A 19330-nucleotide genomic window follows, 5' to 3' on the forward strand; every position below is an offset into this window, starting at 1 on the left:
TAATTATGGAGAAAAAATTGCCCCAGATAAAGATTCGAGAGTGGAATGAAAAGCCACGAACAAAACTTCGATTTATTAAAATTGGTGATATTTTTTGCTATCAATTTTCGGAGGAACTGTTTGTATTTGGTCAAATCCTTGGAAAAGTGAACGTTGGTCATGTCATCCAATTTTTCGATTTCTTTCAAGCAAGGCCTACTATAACAGTTGAGGAGCTAATTCGTGCTCAATTTATGGGTAAGCCCATCATTGTAGATTCCTACACCTTGTTTGATCGAAGTCCAGTATGGTCTTGGCAGATAATTGGTCATCAAGCGGATTTTGATCCAAGCCCTTTTAAAGATTTAGCCTTTAAGTGGGGAGATCCAAATGGTCTTCACTTTGGGAAGGTCTGGCTAGATGGTAGGATAGAACCTAAGATTTTTTCTAGGGAAGAAGTTGAAGACCTAGACTGGGAAGCCTGTGTCGGAAGTATAGTTTATAACAGAATATTGGAAGAAGAACAGGACAAGCAAATGAAATAAAGGAGTTTGAGATGGACTATGTAGATGAGTTAACTTCAGGACGTACGCCCTTGGTAAAAAAAGTTGCGAAAAAAATTTTAAAGGGTAAACTAAAAGGATATGGACCATTTTTGCATCAAGCCTTGGAAGGCGAGATGGAAAAACCTAGATCGTGGGAATCACAAATGTATTTGCTCTACGCCATGGCTGCAACGGATTGCACAGAAGAAATTCCCTATCTCAAGTCATTACTGCCGAGAGACATCCCAACCCCTGTAACCTATCGCTCTCTAGCAGTAGCGATTGCTTATCTAGAAAATTTAGAAACAGAGAACTTGTCTTTTGTCTATGAGTCTTTGGAATCGAATAACCCATCTCAAGCTGCAGGTGCTTGTGCAGCGATATATCAGAGAAAGATTGTGCTGAAAGATGACGATTTTAACAAAATTATGTCTTATGTGACTCATCCTAAATATCTTGAGCATATTGGTCAAGTCATAAATCCATTTTTATTTATTTTAGCAGCATCTTATTTATTTTCTGAGAAAAATCGAGAGAAAATTGTAGACTTTTCCCGTCAGTTCGATATATCTACCGTCAAGGACTTAATCAATGACGTTACAAAAGGAAAGGACGGCAGGAGGGTCAGTCTATTCTAAAATCTCCTTAAAGAGCGAAACAATAACTCTTAAAAACAAGACTTTTATTCATTTTTAAAAAAGGAGTTCATATTGTGAAATGGTTTGAAAAAGCAGTGGGGAAGGAAAAGATTATTCATCTGTTTGATGGGGATCTGGAATTGAATAATGTATTTCTTGATACTGTGTTATGTTACGATTACAAATTAGATCTTGTCTTTTATTTATTTGATTTGCCAACTAATTTCCCTGAAAAGTGGCAGAAAAGTTCATTTAATGCTATAAAAATTAATTTAGAGTTTTTTAATTTAGATGAAATCCATTTTTATTCTAAGGGGATTCATAAGGTGAATGGACAACTGGAACTGCTTTTTTTAGAGAATAAGGTTGAATTCAATTTTAAAAACCAAAATGATGTGATCTTATCGGGATCTTCTGACCTTGTTAGAATTGCTGAGATTGGTCCTGTGAAGATTGATACTTAAAGATGAATTCCTAGCTTATTTGCGGAGATTCTGGATGATCAAACAATCCTCCATTGCCAGGAGGAATACCGCGACTATGGGAAAAAGTGAAGGAAGAGCACAAGCATTAGACCTTGACCTAAGGCTAAACCTTTCTACAAGAAAAAAACTACGAGACCACGAATATGAAGTTACAGTATTTTGAATTAGATAAGCCCTATATGGAAAATCAACAGAGGATTGAGGAGCTGATGGACTCAACTACTCTAACTTACGAGGAAGCTAGAATTAAGGACTATCGACAGAATTGGAAAGACCTACGAAGAGCGTTCATATATGAATCCAAATGTATGACCTCTATGGTAGAGCGCCTCTTCAAACCAGTTGTGACCAAGGATTGTTGGAAAATCATCGTAGAATGTGTAGATACGATTACTAATCCAGCTATCATAAATCTACTTGGTGCTTATACTGTCCAGGTCTTATTTGATTTTTCTAGCTATGAAACCTTGAGTCCATTGGATCAGAAAAAGATGCTCTTGGAAGCCTTGCTAAAAGGGGTAAAGCGCGTGTTTCAGGAACTCTCTATTCCATGCTCCTTGATAGAGGATGTAGTCAATGAAATAGAGAAAAACGATTACGAAAATAGCTGGGAGTGGAAAAGGAAGAAGATCCAATCCACGATCTATTCTATTCAAGTGGAGCATCAGCTTGATAAGGTGGATTTGTTTTGGAAGATAGAGCATAAGGACAAGAGCATCCGTCAGTTGATTCAATCCTGCCCTGCTCACGAGATGGACTATGGGGTTAAGCTTGGTAAACTGGAAGCAAAAGGGAACTTCCTATATCTGTTGGATAAACAGAATGAGATTGTGAGCAAAATTTCTGTTTCAGAATGATGGAGCAAGAACAATGAGTGACTTAAAAAAGAGATTATCCTTATTAAAAGTAGAAAAACGAATCAAGGGTTTGAAGGGAATTAAGGATGTTCATTTTCTGACCGATAAACCTAAAGAAATTGCTTGGTATGCTGGGGAGTTGAATCCTATCGATTCTCCGATTCCTTGCCTTTATGAGTTTTCTGCCAATCTTACTACTAAAGATCTAAGTAGGTCAATTCAAAGTTTAGTTGGAAAAAGAAGGCAGTTTATCCTAGTTTTGTGGGAGTTTTCACCAGTTTACATCTTGTTTCAAATGGAGTCTTTGGATGATTTTTTTCCCTCTTATTTTAGTGAATTTTTTACCAGAGACTTGACGCTATTCTTTCAAGACCAGGAAAAAGTATTGGATCTCCATTTAGCGGAGGATAAAGTAGAAGTGAGAGTCTTGGAGAATAAGGCTAAGAACCGGTAGATTCTATAAATTGAAAATGAGCATAGAATTAGTCGATGAAGGAAGCAAAGAGGAAAGAATGCTATTCTTGGAGAGACAAATGGTAAAGGTGATTCTAATGTGTGAAAAAGAATATTATTATTATGACAATAGTGAGTTTATGTCAGGCCTAGGAGTTATTTATACAGAGTTTACTGGTCAGCGTGCAAGTCGACAAATTAACGTTTTGAATGGGCACTCTTATGCTTCCTCTTGCCTACAGGATTATGTTCCAGAAGTAGGGTTTCTACTCTATGAAGGTCGAAAAGATGAGTTGGATCTATCAGACTCCATCAAGATTAGTCAAGAGGAATTTGAACGAATCTGGGCTCAGGCTGTCGCTAGCAGTAAGAATGATACGTAATCGTCAGTTGAAAATAGCCAAATATAATCAAAAAAGTGTGAGAGGAGTCCAATAATGATACTTAATTTGTTGAAGGAATTTGTAGAAATCTATCACCTCAACAGGGGCTTAGGAGAGTTAGAATATACTAGTGAAAATCTCCATGTCGAAAAGCCAGATTTGTCTGGTCAATTGGAAGAGTTCTATCAACATTTGAACTTTGATGAAGAAGCTTATTTTAGAGGGGCTCCCTATGATCTTGCTCTGTTTCCTCTCTCCTCTTGTGAAGCTGCAGCAGAAGGATGGCAGGATCAAGGCTGGAAGGAAACTTATGTAGTTTTTGCCCACTTGATGGGGGATGAAGTTATCTTTTGTGACTTAGAGAGTGATCTCAGTCCAGTCTATGGGAGAATCCCAGGAGATTCTAAGCACTATGCTCTCAGTCCTTCTCTCTCTACTTTCTTAACCACTTATATGCTGATGAAAAAGCTAGAAATCACCCAGTTTGAGAACAATATCTATATTGATGAGGATTTATTGGACTATAAAGAGGGCTTCTTGGAGGGAATTATGGATATTATCGAGGAGCAACTTCCTGAAGACTATCGAAATGATTTTATAGCATTTATGCTGGGTTAAAGCCAAATAGAGAGATGAGAAGCAAATGGAAATGAAGAATTTTTTAAAATGTTGTGAGGATCTGGTCATACAAGAAAGTGGGGCAACAGCTTTTGAACTAGAAAAACTTAAAGCCAGACAGTTTCCTCAAGCTCACTTAGATTTACTCTCCATAACCAATGGCTTGGAGTTTTATGGTGGCTATTATCGTTTGTTTGGTACAAATTCTGCTCAAGCCATCACACTTGACTCTTGGAATTCAGACACGTTTTGGAAAGATATCTGGGAAGATTATGTATCGGGCTACTATTTTTTTGGTATGTCTGCTATTGGAAATCAATTCGCTTATAGATTGAAGGATGGGAACATTCAAAGTCCTCAAGTTTATTATTTAGATGGGATTACTATGGATGTCATCGAGATCTACGACAGTTTTGAAGCATTTTTTGAGAGGGAATTTGTTCTGAAGGCTCAAGGTGGGATGGAATCTATTTTTGTTTCTGCTAGGGAGCGATTTGGAAATCTAGACCTCTCCACAAGCTGTATTTATTCCCCTTCCTTAATGATTGTGAATGATCCAAGCGTTGAGAATCTCATGCTTTTACCGACAAAGGATGTCATGACTATCAATGGGGATTTGCTTGTTCAATTATCTGATTCGGAGGATTCAATTACGAAACTGGAGCAATATCTAGACGATTTAGGTAGAGCTAGAGTCAAGGTTATCTTGGATCGAGATTGAGCAAGCAGGATAAAGTTTATATAGAAAAGAATAGTCTAAAAATTCACGATTTTAGTTTTTGCGACAAGCGGTGCTGTAGTCTTCTTGTAAAAGTGTCATTGTAAAAATAGATAGGTTGAACAAAGAAACAGAAGCATGATATTCATGAAAAGAGGTGAACGATGACCAGTTTAGATAAATATTTAGAAATCATAAAAGAAGGATTTTCCGAAAGAGAGAATCTAATGGCAATGGAGCCTCTGCATTCTATAGAAGAGATTGCATCATTATTGGACGAAAAATTGACTTATAAAGAATTCATCGATATCAATCGCTTATTAAGACAAAAGTACATTGTTGAAAACCCAGAGGATATGCTGAAGGATGTGGATTTTAATCAGCTTTCGTTACCTAGCAATACGAGGGTGATTTACTTGATGGGAAGTAAATCTGATGTGCTAGACTTCTCAATATACGAACAAGTAGAAAAAATTTTATTAGTTGGTGCTAGAAGAGTAAGAAAGATTATCTTGCCCCAGAAAGATTGTGTAAAAGCTTTAGGGATTTCTTCTATGACAAATTTGGAAATGATAGAGAACATCTCTTTTCATACAGGTATGCGTTATCTGCACTTTGATTATGGTGTAAAGTTGCCGGACTTTGATTTTATAAGGGATTTAGATCAGTTGCTCTATCTTTCGTTTACAGCAAATAAAAATTTACCAGAATTGGATTTTATCCAGCCATCTAGTGAGCTTCGTTTTTTAGATTTTGTCGATACGAATATTTTTAACTACGCATCAACAGTTAGCTACTTGAAGAGTCTGAAACATCTCCGATTTTTAACAACGGGAAGAACGAATCAAAAGCAAAGGGAACTTCTTAGAAGTGAGTTACCACATGTTTGCATGCGAGAGGGGTAAAAACATGTCTTCAATACAGGTTTTTTATAACCTATGTCTTCATTATAAACGAACCATTAGTCCCGTTGTCTAAGTAGGAGGAAACATGACTCATACGAATCTAGCAAAAGAAACCTTACTCCAGTTTATGCAGGCTATGTATACTTGGGAGAAAAAGGCCACTAGGAGCCTAAGAAACCAAGCCTATAAAGAGATGTTGAAGGATGAATTAGCTACTATTTTTAATCAGTTTTGTATATCTAAAAAACCACTCAGAGCAAGGGAATTATCTTTATCCGTCCGGTTTCCGTTTGACTATAAAATAGAAACGCATCCCATCGTTGATGAAGAGCATGACGGGAATCAAGCTTATATTTATATCAAGGAGAATCGTTCTGGTATAGAAACTCTCTATCGTTTTCAAATGGTGTTTCAAAAGGGGAAATGGTGGATTGATAAGAAAAAATGGCTCGATGATGGGAAGTGGATCAATTCTTCCTTGTGATATACTGGATAATGTAGGAAGACGGAAAGAGATGAACCTCAAAAACACCGGTAGTTGAGTGTAAGAAATGAAATTTTAGAGGTCAATATGAATAAAACACTTTCAAATCAAAAAAGAAAACTAACAACTATCAAAAATAAAATACTGAAGGCCAGAGATTTTCACTTAGAGGCAGAAAACCTATCTAATACTGAGTCCATTTTAACAGCTCTAAAATCTGATAAGAAAAGCGTTCAAGTTAACTACGAAGAAAATGGTGAGATAAGATCATACCTGTATGATTATGTAGATATGATTGATTCTATAAGTCCGTATCCTCTAGTCTCTAACTTTATAGAAAGTAAAACATCAGAAACCTATCAATCTTTACTAAACGGCTGTTTTTGTTCTGTAATGGGTGATATGGCTTCTGCTAAATATTTAGCTAAAGGTGGCTCAAACTTTGATACAGATATTTGTTTGAATATCTTATTTGCACTTGCCTATTTAGATGATACTTATGTAGAATTTTTAATTGATAAATTAGCCTATTTTAAAGAAGCCCAAGTTGAAAAAGGGAAAAAAGTTATTTTCTTTTCAGCCAAGAGTTTATTGCCTTTAGTCGTTTTTCTTTATGGAAATGGACAGGGAGACCGGTTAGCTAGCTTGCTCGAAAATGCCTGTGATGCTAAATATAAACCCTTGGACTCGAACCCTTATCATAATGTGAATGATGCCTATAAACAGGTTATGGAAACTATTTTTTCAGAGGATGTTGATGTTTTTAGAGAAACAATTTTATCCATGTGTGATTATCATTTAGCGAACACCAAAGATAGTCATTTAGTAGACTTCAATACCTTACTATGGCAATATTTCCCAATTGAAATCTTAGTTTTATTAAAAGAACGTCAGAAAAGAGAGTTATCAATAGACGGTATTGACCATGGCTTGCTTAATGACTTTCTGCCCTATTTCAAGGATGACTTTCAGCTATCCGAGCAAAACAGGATGATTTTAGGAACAATTTTAGACTAGTTGAGTACGATAGATAGAAATTGTCAACAGCCCATGCAATCACACGGAATTGTGGGGAAAAGACTTCAAAGAGAGGGAAATACGTGAATCTAGAAGCTATAAAATTTGATGATGATCTTGAAATGAGCGTTTTTATACCAGAGCAACAAGATTCTATTCGACTGGTTCTATCGGATGAGCTTGCTTTAGCAGATGAAGTAATGGCCAATGACTACAAAGAAAAAATCGTTCATATGCTTGGGTTATCTGCTTATTGGTATGAGTTAGCTGAAAAAAGAATCTTTTCGGAACTATCCATGACGGGGCAGTTAATGGCGATTTATCTGCTATCCGAACAGACCTCATCCGATTTTATTTTTGGCTTATTATATAGAGTGGACGCTGAAGTAGAGCATGGAAGAGGAATGAAGATTTCACTTGAAGAGATGACCATCATTGACTATGGCGACGCCGATAGAGCATTTTGTTAGATTCGAAATGTATATCAGTGAGTCTAACGAATTGCGAATCCTCCTCCCGTTCAAAACCATTAGCATCCTAGTGGAATAAACATGTTCATTTATTCCAAGAACATGGGGACTACAGGCAATAAAATAACAGGGCTCTTAATAGATCGTGAAGCGACATTAAAACAAAGATTCAATCAACAACAAAGTAAATGCCCGTAGGAGGCTATATGAATTTAGAAAATTTATTACCAGACTTAGTGAAATGTTTTTATTTTAGCGATCCCATAGGTGGAGATATCGAATATACAGAAATACCGATAAAAGTTAATGCAGAGAATATTTCTGGTCAATTGTTAGAGTACTATCAACATCTTTCTTTTGAAAGTGATTGTTATTTTGGCGATCAATTTTTCGGATTAGTATTGTTCTCAATACAATCAAATGGTAGAGAATTAAGTTCTTGGGGGCTAGAAGATATTAATGAATGGAAAAATGGAAGGTATACAATCTTTGCTAAAAATACTTCAGATGATGTTATCTTTTGTGATACTAGCGATGAGAAATGCCCTGTTTACGGGATGATTTCAGGGGGGGAGTATCATCACAAGTTAGGTGATTCTTTATATGATTTTTTATCTTTTTCTATCAAACTTATTCGCTTAGAGATAATAGACTATCAAGGAGAAATTTATTCTGATAATAACTTTAATATAAAAGAAGAGTTTATTAATGACGTGTCCAGTCTAATAAATAGTAGTTTTTCTGGAAAGGCTCGAGAAGGAGTTACTAAATTTTTATTATAACTAGATAGATGGAAATCATTAATAACCCATGCAGTCGCACGGAATTGTAGGGATAACCTATATCAAGCTGGATTCCTAGGAAAATGCACTGAGGAATTCTTCACATCCTGTTAGAGAGGTAATGAAATGAAAGAAGCCAAAGAACTCTTTGTAAAAAATGGCTTTTCGCGACTAAAGCGAACCAATAACTATTATAAAATCAATCATGATTTTTACACGGTGATCTATTTTCAACGAAAATCAGATGGGACTGCCTATTTCGTTAATATTGGCATTCATCCCCTCTTTCTGGACTCGGGACTGTTAGAAGAAGTGGATTGTGCTCTAAGGACTCGATTAGGTTCTATCGATAATAGAAATGGCATGGATCAAGCTGAATTGGAAAAGGCTGTCCAAGAGGCCATCGATTTTACTACTCAGTATTCATCGTACCCTACCGTATTTTCGAGTATAAATCCCGAGAAGGATCTTGAGAAGGATTGGTTGCTAAAAGATTTCTCTATCACCAAAGTGAACTTATGCAGATTGTATGTTGAATATTATGATGCAATCGATTCTAAGAAGGTAGCTTTAGATTTTGCAAACTATGGCTTATCCATTGCCTCGGAAATGGCTACGGTTCCAAGAAACTTCTTTAAGACCTATATTCGTTCGGGAGAAGTTTTAAAATAATATTACCAGTAAGTTGAGATTAGAAAGGAATGATGGTCAAAGAAGAGAGTTTCTCAATAAAGTAAGTAATAGTCAAGATGTTAGTCTAAACCTGTTTAGTAAAGGATGTGTCACAAAAATTGGGGGAAAAGTTGAAAAGTAGAGATAATTTTCATAGACACTATTTAGTATTGTGGAACCTAATGATGTCCATAGAAAGTAATGTTGTATCCAGTGAAGAGGTTGAGTTTCTGTATCCTTTTGATATGAGTAAAAAGGAAGATGTCCTTAAAGTATTTGATGTATTTGTGAAAGAGGATTTCTTGAGCCTAGAAGAAGAGAAGCAGAAGCAAGTGCTTGAGACCATTGAGGATGTTATACGGGCTGGAGATAAAGTGGTTGAGCATTTTTTTGAATATGAATTTGGTTTTGCTTCAAAAGAGCCAAGAAATAAAGTTGCCTTTCTAGAATTAGTAAAGGATATTTTAGTCTCTTATTTGTCCATCTCAGACTAGTCATCTATTTTCCTTTAAATTTTAAGAATGAAATTTATGGACTTCGAGGTCGCGTATTTTAAGAGTAGTTGACAGCCTCAACCCGAGACTTAGCTGAGTGAGGATGATCTATTTAAGGTTTATAATCCTCACATGGGAAGAGTGCTTACGCAAAATAGCGGATAGGCAAGAAAGAATGGTTTGATGATTCTAAAAGGAGAAATAAGAGATGAAAAACTATTTAATGGACGAAAAGATATTCCAGTATCCTGAATCGTTTAAAAAATTGATCGAACTTATTTTAGTTGATTTTGATATTTGGTATCTGTTAGATTCAGAATGGGCCCTGTCTTTGTATGAGGGATTGCAGGAAAGGTACCCAACCAGAAAGTTGATTCCATTTGCTAAAAGAGGAGATTGTGATGATACAGCTTGTTTTGAAATAGGAAAGGGCAATAAGGTCCAACTCATCCATGATTTTGCTACCGAAGGATGGGAGCAACGAAAAGAGTTTAACGATTTTTGGGAATGGGTGGAATATGCGATAAAATGCATGATAGAGTATAACAAAGAGGATGGGATTGAATAATCGTAAGCTCTTTTCTAGGGACGAAGTAACTCGTCTCTAATGATTTACAAGGCAAGGAGAACAAATGGAAATGATCCCCCAATTATTAAATGAGATTGAAAAATGTCTCCAACAGCTAGATCATTCTTGTTTAGACCATCTAAATCCGGGAATATCTTCACAACAGATTCAAGAATTGTTTGAGGAAATACCATTGCAGCCAACTCAGGACTTGCGTGCTCTTTATACTTGGAGAAACGGATCAAAAGATTGTGAGGGAATCACACTCGGTGATCTGGCATTTTTTCCTGGTTTCTATTTGATGTCTCTGGAAGAAAGTATCCAGACCTATCAGGAGTTGAGGAAGACTTCTACTTGGAATCAATGCTGGTTTCCAATTTTTGCCAGCGGTGGGGGAGATTTTTATGCCATGATCCTGGCTCCAGAAGCTCAGGGTCACATACTTGGTTTCTACGTGTATGAAGAGGAACCTCAGGTAGAATACCAGTCATTGGAATCTATGCTCCAAACTTTTAAAGTATGTTATAAGCAAGCTATTATTTTCCGGAATGAACAAGGCTACTTGGATATGGATTATAGGAAGCATGCTGAGATAGCACATGAGATAAATCCAGATCTGAAAATATGGCTGGAATTCTTAAAGGAGACGGAAGAGGATTGACCAAGGAGAGAAAATGGCAGTAGTGACTGTATTAAAAAAGATCATTAGGCTGTATGAAGAAACAACGTTTATCCCCCAATCTGTGAATTTTTCAAATGAAAAATTAAGGATCCAGTCCTCAGATTTGACAGGAGAATTGCTTGATTACTATCAACATATAGTGTTCAAAGAGGATTTATTTTTTGCCAATCAAAATTTTAATATCATTTTGTTGCCATTAGATTCTCCTACCAGGACATTCGAATGTTGGGCCTTACAAGATGTTCCTCAATTTAGTGAAGGGCAATACCAGATATTCGCTACTACAGATACAGATGATATTCTTTTCTGTGATATGAAAGATGAAAAATCACCTGTTTTCGCTGGAAGACCCGGTGATCCTAATTTCTACAAACTCAGTGATAGTTTGACTGAGTTTCTGGAGTTTTATATTGCTTTTACTAATTTGTGGAAGCAAAGAGAAGATGTATCTTTGGAGGAATTTATTGCTGGGACAGGTGACTTAATAGAGCACTACCTTTCCCCAGATGTCCAAGCGACAGCGAAAGAATTTCTATTAAGGTAAGAGTGAGCTGAGATAGATTTGCAATTAAAGCCCTTCTCTATAACAAAAAATGAACTGGATAGGAGAAAAGAAATGAATGTTAAAGAACTAATCGAAGAGGTTGAAAATGATGTTGACTTAGCATCCTATATCAGTCTTGTGCCAAAAAAGAATAAGAAGCCCCAAGCTACCTATCTCGAATCGCTTAATCATCTGGCCTATTTACTTTATCTGGATGGTCAAGAGGAAATGGCTAAGGAATTATTAGATAGGCTCATACAGGTTCCATTTGAAGGGAATTTTAACACCTGGACCTTTATTGATAGCTCTCTGGTTTTATTGGCTTATCTGGAAAGAGAAAAAGAAAATCAGGTATTCGTCTATAAAAAACTCCTTTTATCTCCATTAGAACAAGGGGAGGAATCCACTCGAAACATAAGAAGGAGAGTTCATCAGAGATTTTTGAATGGCGATAGCCTGGAGCAAAAGCTTGCAAAAATTGAGCAAGCTTCAAGTCCTGAATCAGAAATGGAACGTCGTCTGCTGTACCTGACAGATTTATTGAAGATTCACCTCTTTATTACTGAGTCAACTTGTGAAGAGACAGATATCCAGACAAAAATCGAAGAGAATATGGAGATACTAAAGAAGTATATCAAGGAGCATGAAATCTATAGCCTCTTTCCTTTTAAGGGATAAGGTGAGCTAGCAAGCTTGGAGTTTTAGAAAGAGTAGAAAATGGAAATCAAACATCACTTTGGCGTCTATGGCGTTTGCTTTGAAAATGGAAAATTACTCTGCATTGAGAAAACGAGAGGACCTTATCAGTATCGTTTTGATTTACCGGGTGGTAGTCAGGAACTCGATGAGGGGTTGACAGAAACTCTCAAGAGAGAAGTTCAGGAAGAGACAGGATATGCGATAAGCTCTTATTCAAAACCTAGGATTTATGATGTGCTGGTTCAGGAAGAAGGGCAAGATTTCGCAGTACACCATATCATGGCCTTTTATGATATCGTCCTCGATTTCGAACGCTCTCAACAATCCCTTCCTCAGGAGCTTCTTGATGGAAGCAATGATTCAGCAAATGCAATTTGGCTTCCTCTTGAGCAGATGACCGAAGAAAATGCCTCGCCTTTAGTATTGAAGGCCAAGGCGGAGTTACGAGGATTTCCAGAATTAGAACGGACAAGCTATAAGAATTGGAAGGTAAAATAGAGGGATAATGGAACTATTTAAAACATGGAAGAAATATATGGTTCTCTATGGTCTTAAATCTCAAATCGGGACTGTTTATCGAAACAGTGATAGGACAACGAGCTTTTATGATATTGGGAATTTTCTATACCTAGCAGGGGAGCTAAATTCTAGATTTTGGGAAGATTTTGTTAAGCAATATGGTCTAGATTATAAGATTATTATTTCAGAAAATACCAATTGGCAAGATTTTCTGCGTCGGCAAGTTGGGTTAATTTCTTTTACTCGCTATTCTTTTAAAGATAAGGCAAATTTTCAAGTTGAATTTCTAAATGATCTAGTTAGTCAGTTAGAGAAAGGTTACAAAATTGTGCCTATTGATAATCGTATTTATAACTGCCTTTCTGAGGAAGAATGGTCACAAGATTTGCAAGGGGATTTTGAGTCCTACCAGGATTTTACTTTAAAAGGTGGATTTGGCTTTGTGATTCTTAAAAATAATGAAGTGATTGCTGGGATTTCCTCAGGGTTAGTTTACCAAGGAGCAGTTGAAGTGGAAGTTGCAACTAGACCAAACGAACAAGGAAATGGATTTGCTAAAAAGCTTGGTGCTGCAATGATTCTAGAGAGTTTAAATAGAGATATGTTTCCACTTTGGGATGCTCATAACGAGGCTTCCAAAAAAGTAGCAGAATTTTTAGGATATGAGTTAGTTGAACCTTATGAAGCTTTTGAACTAGAGGAAAGTGTCGTATAATGATATCTGATATTGCATCTTTTAAGACGAGGTGAATGAACATGCAAAATCAACTAGCTCTTAGTGGCGAAAAAATTGTTGAAAAAGTTTATCCCCATTTATTGCACCACGTCGGCTTGATTCGTGGGGAATACTTGTTGAGAGAACTAAACCAAAACATCCTGTTACCAAATTGTCAGCAATTTGTGAAAGATTATCTAGACACTATTTGTCATTTGTACGCAGATGAAGAAGTCTGGTATCGCTTTTCAGAGTTAACAAATGCAGAAGCAAATAGTCTAGACCGGACTAAAGAGTATTTTGACGAACGCCACCCCTTATTTGGATACAGAGGTATCAGGCGTTTGTTGGCGTGTCCAGATGAATTTCAGGCTGAGGCAAATGTCGTTACAGATGTTTATCAAAATAATCCCAATTTGTCTGTTATTTTTCCTTTTGTTAATGATGCCGACCAATTAAAACGAGCTATTACAGTGTTACGTCAGCATGGTTTTACTGGTAAAGTCGGCACGATGATTGAATTACCATCAGCTTATTTCGACTTGGACAGGATACTGGAAACTGGTATTTCAAAGATTGTAGTTGGAATGAATGATTTAACTTCTTTTATTTTTGCGACTGTGAGAAACAGTCAATGGCATGATATGGAAAATCCAATTATGTTAGATATGCTGAGACAGATGCAGGAAAAAGCAAAGACTAAAAAGATTGATTTCGCTGTAGCAGGTTATCTGAATCTTTCTTTCATACAAAAAATGAATCAGATGGGTATCGAATGTATTCTCCATTACAGCTCTATTCCAGAGATTTTTGATTTAGAAATTGACCATCCAGACCATCTCAAACGCATAAAAGAAGAGAGTAAAAAATTACAAAGGAGCCCCCATGACACCTCAAGAAATGTGGAAAGCCTACAAGCAAATCAACCCCTCGATTGGAGATGAGATAGATGCCTGGGCTTTTGGAGTGGAAGCTGATCTCTTGGCTGACTTAGTTTTAAAAGGTGAAAAGACGGCAACAGCCTCTGCTTACGACCTCTATACACTAGAGGACGAACCCCTTCCCCAAGAAGGGACCTTTGATGTCATTTTAGACAGTCAAAATCAGGCTGTCTGCATTGTCGAAATAACAAAGGTTTCTGTTCAACCCTTCAATCAAGTGTCAGCTGACCATGCCTACAAGGAAGGTGAAGGAGACAAATCTCTGGCCTATTGGCGTCAGGTTCATGAGGACTTTTTCAAAGACTGGTTAGGAGAAGCCGGTCTGACTTTTACACCTGACAGCAAGGTGGTTTTAGAAGAATTTCGCAAGGTCTATCCAATCTAGAACATGAGAGTGGGACGGAAATCGGTCATTCGTTAGAATTCGATTTCGTCGTCCCACCTCCGTACAGTTGAGTAGGGCTGTAAAAGCTGATGAAATCAGTATAGTAGAGCCCACTCAACCACTGCGCCTTGCTCGACAATCCAAAGACAATTGCGAGGCTAGGACTTTTGTCCCAGCCTCTTTTTGGTTTGGGTCTTATTTTCCAAAAGGGCTAAAAAATGGTATAATGTAAGCGATATTGTACAGAAAAGAGAAATGTTATGCCAAATTATGCCATTATTTTAGCAGCGGGGAAAGGTACCCGTATGAAATCAGATTTGCCCAAGGTTCTTCACAAGGTTGCAGGGATCTCTATGTTGGAGCATGTTTTCCGAAGTGTCGGAGCCATCTCACCTGAGAAAACTGTAACGGTTGTCGGCCACAAGGCAGAATTGGTAGAGCAAGTCTTAGCGGGACAAACAGAATTTGTCAAGCAAACGGAGCAGTTAGGAACAGGTCACGCGGTGATGATGGCGGAGCCAGTTCTTGAGTCCTTGGAAGGCCACACCCTTGTCATCGCAGGGGATACACCTTTGATTACGGGTGAAAGCCTCAAACACTTGATCGATTTTCATATCAACCACAAAAATGTGGCAACGATTTTAACAGCAGAAGCAGCCAATCCATTTGGTTATGGCCGGATTGTCCGTAATGACAATGCGGAAGTGCTTCGAATCGTCGAGCAAAAAGATGCGACAGATTTTGAAAAGCAAATCAAAGAAATCAATACAGGGACTTATGTCTTTGACAATGCCCGCCTCTTTGAAGCCTTAAAGAATATCAACACAAATAATGCCCAAGGTGAATACTATATCACAGACGTGATTGGGATTTTCCGTGAAGCAGGTGAAAAAGTCGGGGCCTACACGCTCAAAGACTTTGATGAAAGTCTCGGGGTTAACGACCGCGTAGCCCTTGCGACAGCAGAAGGCATCATGCGTCGCCGCATTAACCAAGCTCATATGGTCAATGGAGTGAGCTTTGTTAATCCAGATGCGGCCTATATCGATATCGATGTTGAGATCGCACCAGAAGTGCAAATCGAAGCCAATGTCACTCTAAAAGGCCAAACAAAAATTGGGGTTGAGACAGTCTTAACCAATGGAACCTATATCGTAGACAGTGAAATCGGTGCAGGTGCCATTATTACTAGCTCTATGATTGAAGAGAGCACGGTAGCGGATGGCGTGACAGTAGGACCATACGCCCACATTCGTCCAGGATCTAGCTTGGCAAAAGATGTCCATATTGGAAACTATGTCGAAGTCAAAGGTTCGTCTATTGGCGAAAATACCAAAGCTGGTCATCTGACCTACATTGGCAACTGTGAAGTTGGCAGCAACGTCAACTTTGGTGCGGGAACCATAACCGTCAACTATGATGGGAAAAATAAATACAAGACAGTAATTGGGAACAATGTCTTTGTCGGTTCGAATTCGACCATCATTGCGCCGGTTGAGCTAGGAGATAATTCTCTAGTCGGTGCTGGATCTACCATTACCAAGGATGTGCCAGCAGACGCGATTGCGATTGGTCGTGGTCGTCAAGTCAATAAGGATGAGTACGCGACTCGCCTTCCTCACCATCCTAAAAATAAATAGGAGATTTTCATGCAATTTGAAGAAAAAACCATTGAGCGCAAGGAGATTTATCAAGGACCGATTTTCCAAGTCGTCACAGATCAAGTGGAACTACCTGGCGGAAAAGGTCAAGCGCAGCGTGATTTAATCTTCCATAATGGAGCAGTAGCGGTTTTGCCGATCACAGAAGATGGTAAAACGATCTTGGTCAAGCAGTACCGCAAGGCGATCGAAAGGACTTCTGTAGAGATTCCAGCAGGGAAGTTGGAAAAGGGTGAAAATGCGGATCCTCAAGCAGCTGCTCTGCGTGAATTGGAAGAAGAAATTGGTTACACAGCGGATCTAGATTTGTTGTATGATTTTTATTCTGCCATTGGATTTTGTAACGAGCGGATCAAACTCTATGTTGCGACCAACTTGAAAAAAGTGGAAAATCCTCGCCCTCAAGATGAAGACGAGACCTTGGAACTCTTTGAGGTGACTTTAGCAGAAGCGGAAGACTTGATCCAAACGGGTGATATCTGCGATGCTAAAACCATCATGGCAGTTCAATATTGGAAATACCTACAAAACAAATAAAGAATAGAGGAGACACCCATGGGCAAACCTTTATTAACAGATGAAATGATTGAGCGGGCAAACCGGGGAGAAGCTATCTCTGGTCCCCCGCTCTTTGATGAGGAAGAAACAAAAATTCTCCCGACTGGAAACAGGGGATTTGGTTATGAACGACCAATGACCTCAAGGGAAGCAGATAGAGGACATGGAGCATCGTATCCTCAGGAGACTATTCCGATTAGAGTCCAACCTACAGTGACCAAGAGTCGTCGGATTGAGAACCAAAAAGATGAGGTGCTCCAATCAAAATTGAATAAGATCTTATTTTGGGTCATCTTGCTCCTCATCTTGTTAATTCTTGCAATCTGGCGCTTATAAGAAGCCTCTACCAAAGGAGTTACGATTATGAAAATTGGAATCATTGCGGCCATGCCACAAGAGTTAAAAATCTTAGTGGAGGCTTTGCAGAATGGCGAGAAACATCTTCGCCTAGGAAAGGTCTACTATACAGGATCGATTGGTCGCCATGAGGTCGTTTTGGTTGAAAGTGGCATCGGAAAGGTCATGTCAGCCATGAGTGTGGCTGTATTGGCCAATGATTTTAAGGTGGAAGCCATTATCAATACGGGTTCTGCAGGTGCTGTAGCACCAGGGATGGCTGTTGGAGATATCGTCCTTGCGGACAAATTGGCCTACCATGATGTCGATGTGACAGCTTTTGGTTATGACTATGGCCAGATGGCAGGGCAACCACTCTACTTTGAATCCAGCCGCTATTTTGTTTCAGAGATGAAAAAAGTTCTAGCTGAGGAACAAACACCAACCCATGTAGGCCTGATTGCGACTGGGGATAGCTTTATCGCGAGTGAAGAAAAAGTTGCAGCGATTCGCGAACATTTCCCAGAAGTATTGGCAGTTGAGATGGAAGGGGCAGCTATTGCCCAAGCGGCTCATGCAGCCGGCCGTCCTTTCATGGTCATTCGGGCTATGAGTGACACGGCAGATCACGCAGCTAATATCTCTTTTGATGAATTTATCGTAGAGGCTGGCGAGCGCTCTGCTCAAACCTTGATTACTTTCTTGAAGAGATTGGTGTAAAATAAACAATAGAGTCAAGATGTCTCTAATATAAGTAGAAAGTGGGATAGAATGAAGATCATTTACAATTCATTCTGTCCCATTTCCTTTTCTGAAGCCGATTCCTTCAGAAATAGACTGACTTCATGCTATAATAAAGTCTAGAAATGCAAAGGAGAAGTTATGGTCTTATCAAAAAAAAGGGCACGTCATGTGATTGAAGAAATTATTGCCCTATTTCCGGATGCTCAACCAAGTTTGGATTTTCGCAACCATTTTGAATTATTAGTAGCGGTGATGCTCTCTGCTCAAACAACGGATGCGGCGGTTAATAAGGCAACTCCTGCCTTGTTTGAAGCCTTCCCAACTCCTCAAGCCATGGCGGTCGCCAGTGAAGCCGACATTGCCAAGCATATTTCCAAATTAGGCCTCTATCGCAATAAGGCTAAATTTCTCAAAAAATGTGCCCAACAATTGTTGGATAACTTTAATGGCCAAGTGCCTCAGACACGGGAGGAGCTGGAGAGTTTAGCCGGAGTGGGACGCAAAACAGCCAATGTGGTCATGAGTGTAGGTTTCGGAATTCCTGCCTTTGCTGTTGATACCCATGTAGAGCGGATTTGCAAGCACCATGACATCGTCAAGAAATCAGCAACCCCATTAGAAGTGGAAAAACGGGTGATGGACGTTCTTCCTCCTGAACGCTGGCTCCCAGCTCATCAGGCCATGATCTATTTTGGACGGGCTATCTGCCATCCTAAAAATCCCGAATGTGATCACTATCCGCAACTCTATAACTTTAAGGATATTTAAAAAGCGAGGTCTAATGACTTCGCTTTTATTTGATAGGGAAGAAAGTAAGTAAGAGCCAAGAAACCAGTAGAGTAATAGCGGCAATTCCAAGGACAAATAGAATAGGAATGAGGATACTTTGGTAGGGAGCTTTACCCCTTTCTTCGGCTTCTTCAATCTCGCTCAGACTGCGTCCTTGTTCATAGGCGACAAGCTGGCGATAAGTACGAAGATTATGCTTTTTCTTGAATTTCTCAATGCGTAGGGCGTAGAATAGAGCGACAGCAAGAATCAAGCAACTAATAGCGATGCCGTATCCATCCAAATAAAGAATGAGGGGAGTGCTGATGATAGGACTGCCAATTAGCAGTAAGCTAAAGACCACTCCATCTTTTTGATAGCGCATAAATTCTTGGTCGTGAATAATCTGTTTCATGGTTTCCAAATCTCCTTTGACTAGTTTGTCCAAGGACACTTCAAAGACCTTGCTTAATAAGAGCAGGTTTTGAATATCAGGGTAGGTCGCGCCGCGTTCCCAGTTGGAAATGGATTGACGGCTGACAAAGATGATTTCAGCTAAATCGTCTTGAGATAAATTTTTCTCTTTACGATAGTGCTGGATTTGTTTTCCGACTTGCATAAGATTTCCTCGCTTCCTGATTTCATTCTACTCAATTTTATAAAAAACGGCTATCAAAGTTCTTTGACATGTTGATTTCATGGGCTTTAGC

29 protein-coding genes are annotated in these 19330 nt (G+C 38.6%); 28 read left to right on the forward strand and 1 reads right to left on the reverse strand.

What is annotated here, in order from left to right:
- The first annotated feature begins 17 nt into the window (after positions 1-17).
- The 28 genes from LXO72_RS08880 (at position 18) to nth (ending at position 18620) form a co-directional block, all read left to right on the forward strand.
- Positions 18-524, forward strand: a complete 507-nt coding sequence (locus tag LXO72_RS08880; protein ID WP_233332201.1) for an Imm26 family immunity protein — start codon at positions 18-20, stop codon at positions 522-524.
- An 11-nt stretch (positions 525-535) separates the two neighbouring features.
- Positions 536-1162 (forward strand): hypothetical protein, encoded by a 627-nt coding sequence (locus LXO72_RS08885; protein WP_233332203.1) that lies wholly within the window; start codon positions 536-538, stop codon positions 1160-1162.
- A 74-nt stretch (positions 1163-1236) separates the two neighbouring features.
- On the forward strand, positions 1237-1626 hold the full coding sequence (locus LXO72_RS08890) for an Imm50 family immunity protein (protein ID WP_233332205.1): 390 nt from the start codon (positions 1237-1239) through the stop codon (positions 1624-1626).
- Between the two features lie 329 nt (positions 1627-1955).
- Positions 1956-2504, forward strand: coding sequence for a hypothetical protein (locus tag LXO72_RS08895; protein ID WP_233332207.1), 549 nt, complete (start codon positions 1956-1958; stop codon positions 2502-2504).
- Between the two features lie 13 nt (positions 2505-2517).
- Positions 2518-2958 (forward strand): hypothetical protein, encoded by a 441-nt coding sequence (locus LXO72_RS08900; RefSeq protein WP_233332209.1) that lies wholly within the window; start codon positions 2518-2520, stop codon positions 2956-2958.
- Between the two features lie 79 nt (positions 2959-3037).
- Complete coding sequence (locus LXO72_RS08905) at positions 3038-3340, forward strand: hypothetical protein (protein WP_233332210.1); 303 nt, start codon at positions 3038-3040, stop codon at positions 3338-3340.
- 54 nt (positions 3341-3394) lie between these two features.
- Positions 3395-3958 carry a hypothetical protein gene (locus LXO72_RS08910; protein WP_233332212.1) on the forward strand — a complete coding sequence of 188 codons (564 nt, stop codon included), beginning with the start codon at positions 3395-3397 and terminating at the stop codon, positions 3956-3958.
- A 25-nt stretch (positions 3959-3983) separates the two neighbouring features.
- Positions 3984-4679, forward strand: a complete 696-nt coding sequence (locus LXO72_RS08915) for an SMI1/KNR4 family protein (protein WP_233332214.1) — start codon at positions 3984-3986, stop codon at positions 4677-4679.
- Positions 4680-4840: 161 nt separating this feature from the next.
- A complete protein-coding gene (locus tag LXO72_RS08920) occupies positions 4841-5581 on the forward strand; it encodes a hypothetical protein (protein ID WP_120702245.1) in 741 nt (246 codons plus the stop codon).
- A gap of 85 nt (positions 5582-5666) precedes the next feature.
- Complete coding sequence (locus LXO72_RS08925; RefSeq protein WP_233332216.1) at positions 5667-6065, forward strand: NTF2 fold immunity protein; 399 nt, start codon at positions 5667-5669, stop codon at positions 6063-6065.
- Positions 6066-6152: 87 nt separating this feature from the next.
- On the forward strand, positions 6153-7082 hold the full coding sequence (locus LXO72_RS08930; RefSeq protein WP_233332218.1) for a hypothetical protein: 930 nt from the start codon (positions 6153-6155) through the stop codon (positions 7080-7082).
- A gap of 83 nt (positions 7083-7165) precedes the next feature.
- On the forward strand, positions 7166-7552 hold the full coding sequence (locus tag LXO72_RS08935) for a hypothetical protein (protein ID WP_233332220.1): 387 nt from the start codon (positions 7166-7168) through the stop codon (positions 7550-7552).
- 206 nt (positions 7553-7758) lie between these two features.
- A complete protein-coding gene (locus tag LXO72_RS08940) occupies positions 7759-8334 on the forward strand; it encodes a hypothetical protein (protein WP_233332221.1) in 576 nt (191 codons plus the stop codon).
- Between the two features lie 126 nt (positions 8335-8460).
- Complete coding sequence (locus LXO72_RS08945) at positions 8461-9006, forward strand: DUF4304 domain-containing protein (RefSeq protein WP_233332222.1); 546 nt, start codon at positions 8461-8463, stop codon at positions 9004-9006.
- Positions 9007-9113: 107 nt separating this feature from the next.
- Positions 9114-9500, forward strand: a complete 387-nt coding sequence (locus tag LXO72_RS08950) for a hypothetical protein (protein WP_233332223.1) — start codon at positions 9114-9116, stop codon at positions 9498-9500.
- Between the two features lie 208 nt (positions 9501-9708).
- Positions 9709-10068 carry a hypothetical protein gene (locus tag LXO72_RS08955; RefSeq protein WP_233332224.1) on the forward strand — a complete coding sequence of 120 codons (360 nt, stop codon included), beginning with the start codon at positions 9709-9711 and terminating at the stop codon, positions 10066-10068.
- 64 nt (positions 10069-10132) lie between these two features.
- Complete coding sequence (locus LXO72_RS08960) at positions 10133-10729, forward strand: SMI1/KNR4 family protein (protein WP_233332225.1); 597 nt, start codon at positions 10133-10135, stop codon at positions 10727-10729.
- A gap of 13 nt (positions 10730-10742) precedes the next feature.
- Positions 10743-11294 carry a hypothetical protein gene (locus LXO72_RS08965; RefSeq protein WP_233332226.1) on the forward strand — a complete coding sequence of 184 codons (552 nt, stop codon included), beginning with the start codon at positions 10743-10745 and terminating at the stop codon, positions 11292-11294.
- A gap of 72 nt (positions 11295-11366) precedes the next feature.
- Entirely contained in the window at positions 11367-11972 is a 606-nt protein-coding gene (locus LXO72_RS08970) for a DUF6707 family protein (RefSeq protein ID WP_233332227.1), read from the forward strand.
- Positions 11973-12011: 39 nt separating this feature from the next.
- On the forward strand, positions 12012-12491 hold the full coding sequence (locus tag LXO72_RS08975) for an NUDIX hydrolase (protein ID WP_233332228.1): 480 nt from the start codon (positions 12012-12014) through the stop codon (positions 12489-12491).
- Between the two features lie 7 nt (positions 12492-12498).
- The gene (locus tag LXO72_RS08980) at positions 12499-13227 is read left to right on the forward strand and encodes a GNAT family N-acetyltransferase (protein WP_233332229.1); all 729 of its coding nucleotides are present in this window, start codon (positions 12499-12501) and stop codon (positions 13225-13227) included.
- 41 nt (positions 13228-13268) lie between these two features.
- Entirely contained in the window at positions 13269-14171 is a 903-nt protein-coding gene (locus LXO72_RS08985; RefSeq protein ID WP_233332230.1) for a putative PEP-binding protein, read from the forward strand.
- Entirely contained in the window at positions 14113-14553 is a 441-nt protein-coding gene (locus LXO72_RS08990) for an ASCH domain-containing protein (protein WP_233332231.1), read from the forward strand. The genes LXO72_RS08985 and LXO72_RS08990 overlap by 59 nt, the downstream gene beginning before the upstream one ends.
- Before the next feature lie 260 nt (positions 14554-14813).
- Positions 14814-16193 (forward strand): bifunctional UDP-N-acetylglucosamine diphosphorylase/glucosamine-1-phosphate N-acetyltransferase GlmU, encoded by a 1380-nt coding sequence (gene glmU, locus LXO72_RS08995; protein ID WP_233332232.1) that lies wholly within the window; start codon positions 14814-14816, stop codon positions 16191-16193.
- Positions 16194-16202: 9 nt separating this feature from the next.
- Entirely contained in the window at positions 16203-16751 is a 549-nt protein-coding gene (locus tag LXO72_RS09000; protein ID WP_233332233.1) for an NUDIX hydrolase, read from the forward strand.
- A gap of 18 nt (positions 16752-16769) precedes the next feature.
- Positions 16770-17108 carry a cell wall synthase accessory phosphoprotein MacP gene (gene macP / locus LXO72_RS09005; protein WP_233332234.1) on the forward strand — a complete coding sequence of 113 codons (339 nt, stop codon included), beginning with the start codon at positions 16770-16772 and terminating at the stop codon, positions 17106-17108.
- Positions 17109-17135: 27 nt separating this feature from the next.
- The gene (locus LXO72_RS09010) at positions 17136-17828 is read left to right on the forward strand and encodes a 5'-methylthioadenosine/adenosylhomocysteine nucleosidase (RefSeq protein WP_233332235.1); all 693 of its coding nucleotides are present in this window, start codon (positions 17136-17138) and stop codon (positions 17826-17828) included.
- A 162-nt stretch (positions 17829-17990) separates the two neighbouring features.
- Positions 17991-18620, forward strand: coding sequence for an endonuclease III (gene nth / locus LXO72_RS09015; protein WP_195348148.1), 630 nt, complete (start codon positions 17991-17993; stop codon positions 18618-18620).
- 25 nt (positions 18621-18645) lie between these two features.
- Here nth and LXO72_RS09020 read toward each other — a convergent pair whose 3' ends face one another.
- Positions 18646-19239 carry a helix-turn-helix domain-containing protein gene (locus LXO72_RS09020; protein ID WP_233332236.1) on the reverse strand — a complete coding sequence of 198 codons (594 nt, stop codon included), beginning with the start codon at positions 19237-19239 and terminating at the stop codon, positions 18646-18648.
- Positions 19240-19330 lie beyond the last annotated feature (91 nt).

This window comes from Streptococcus sp. XMC, from assembly GCF_021341835.1.
Lineage (GTDB): Bacteria > Bacillota > Bacilli > Lactobacillales > Streptococcaceae > Streptococcus.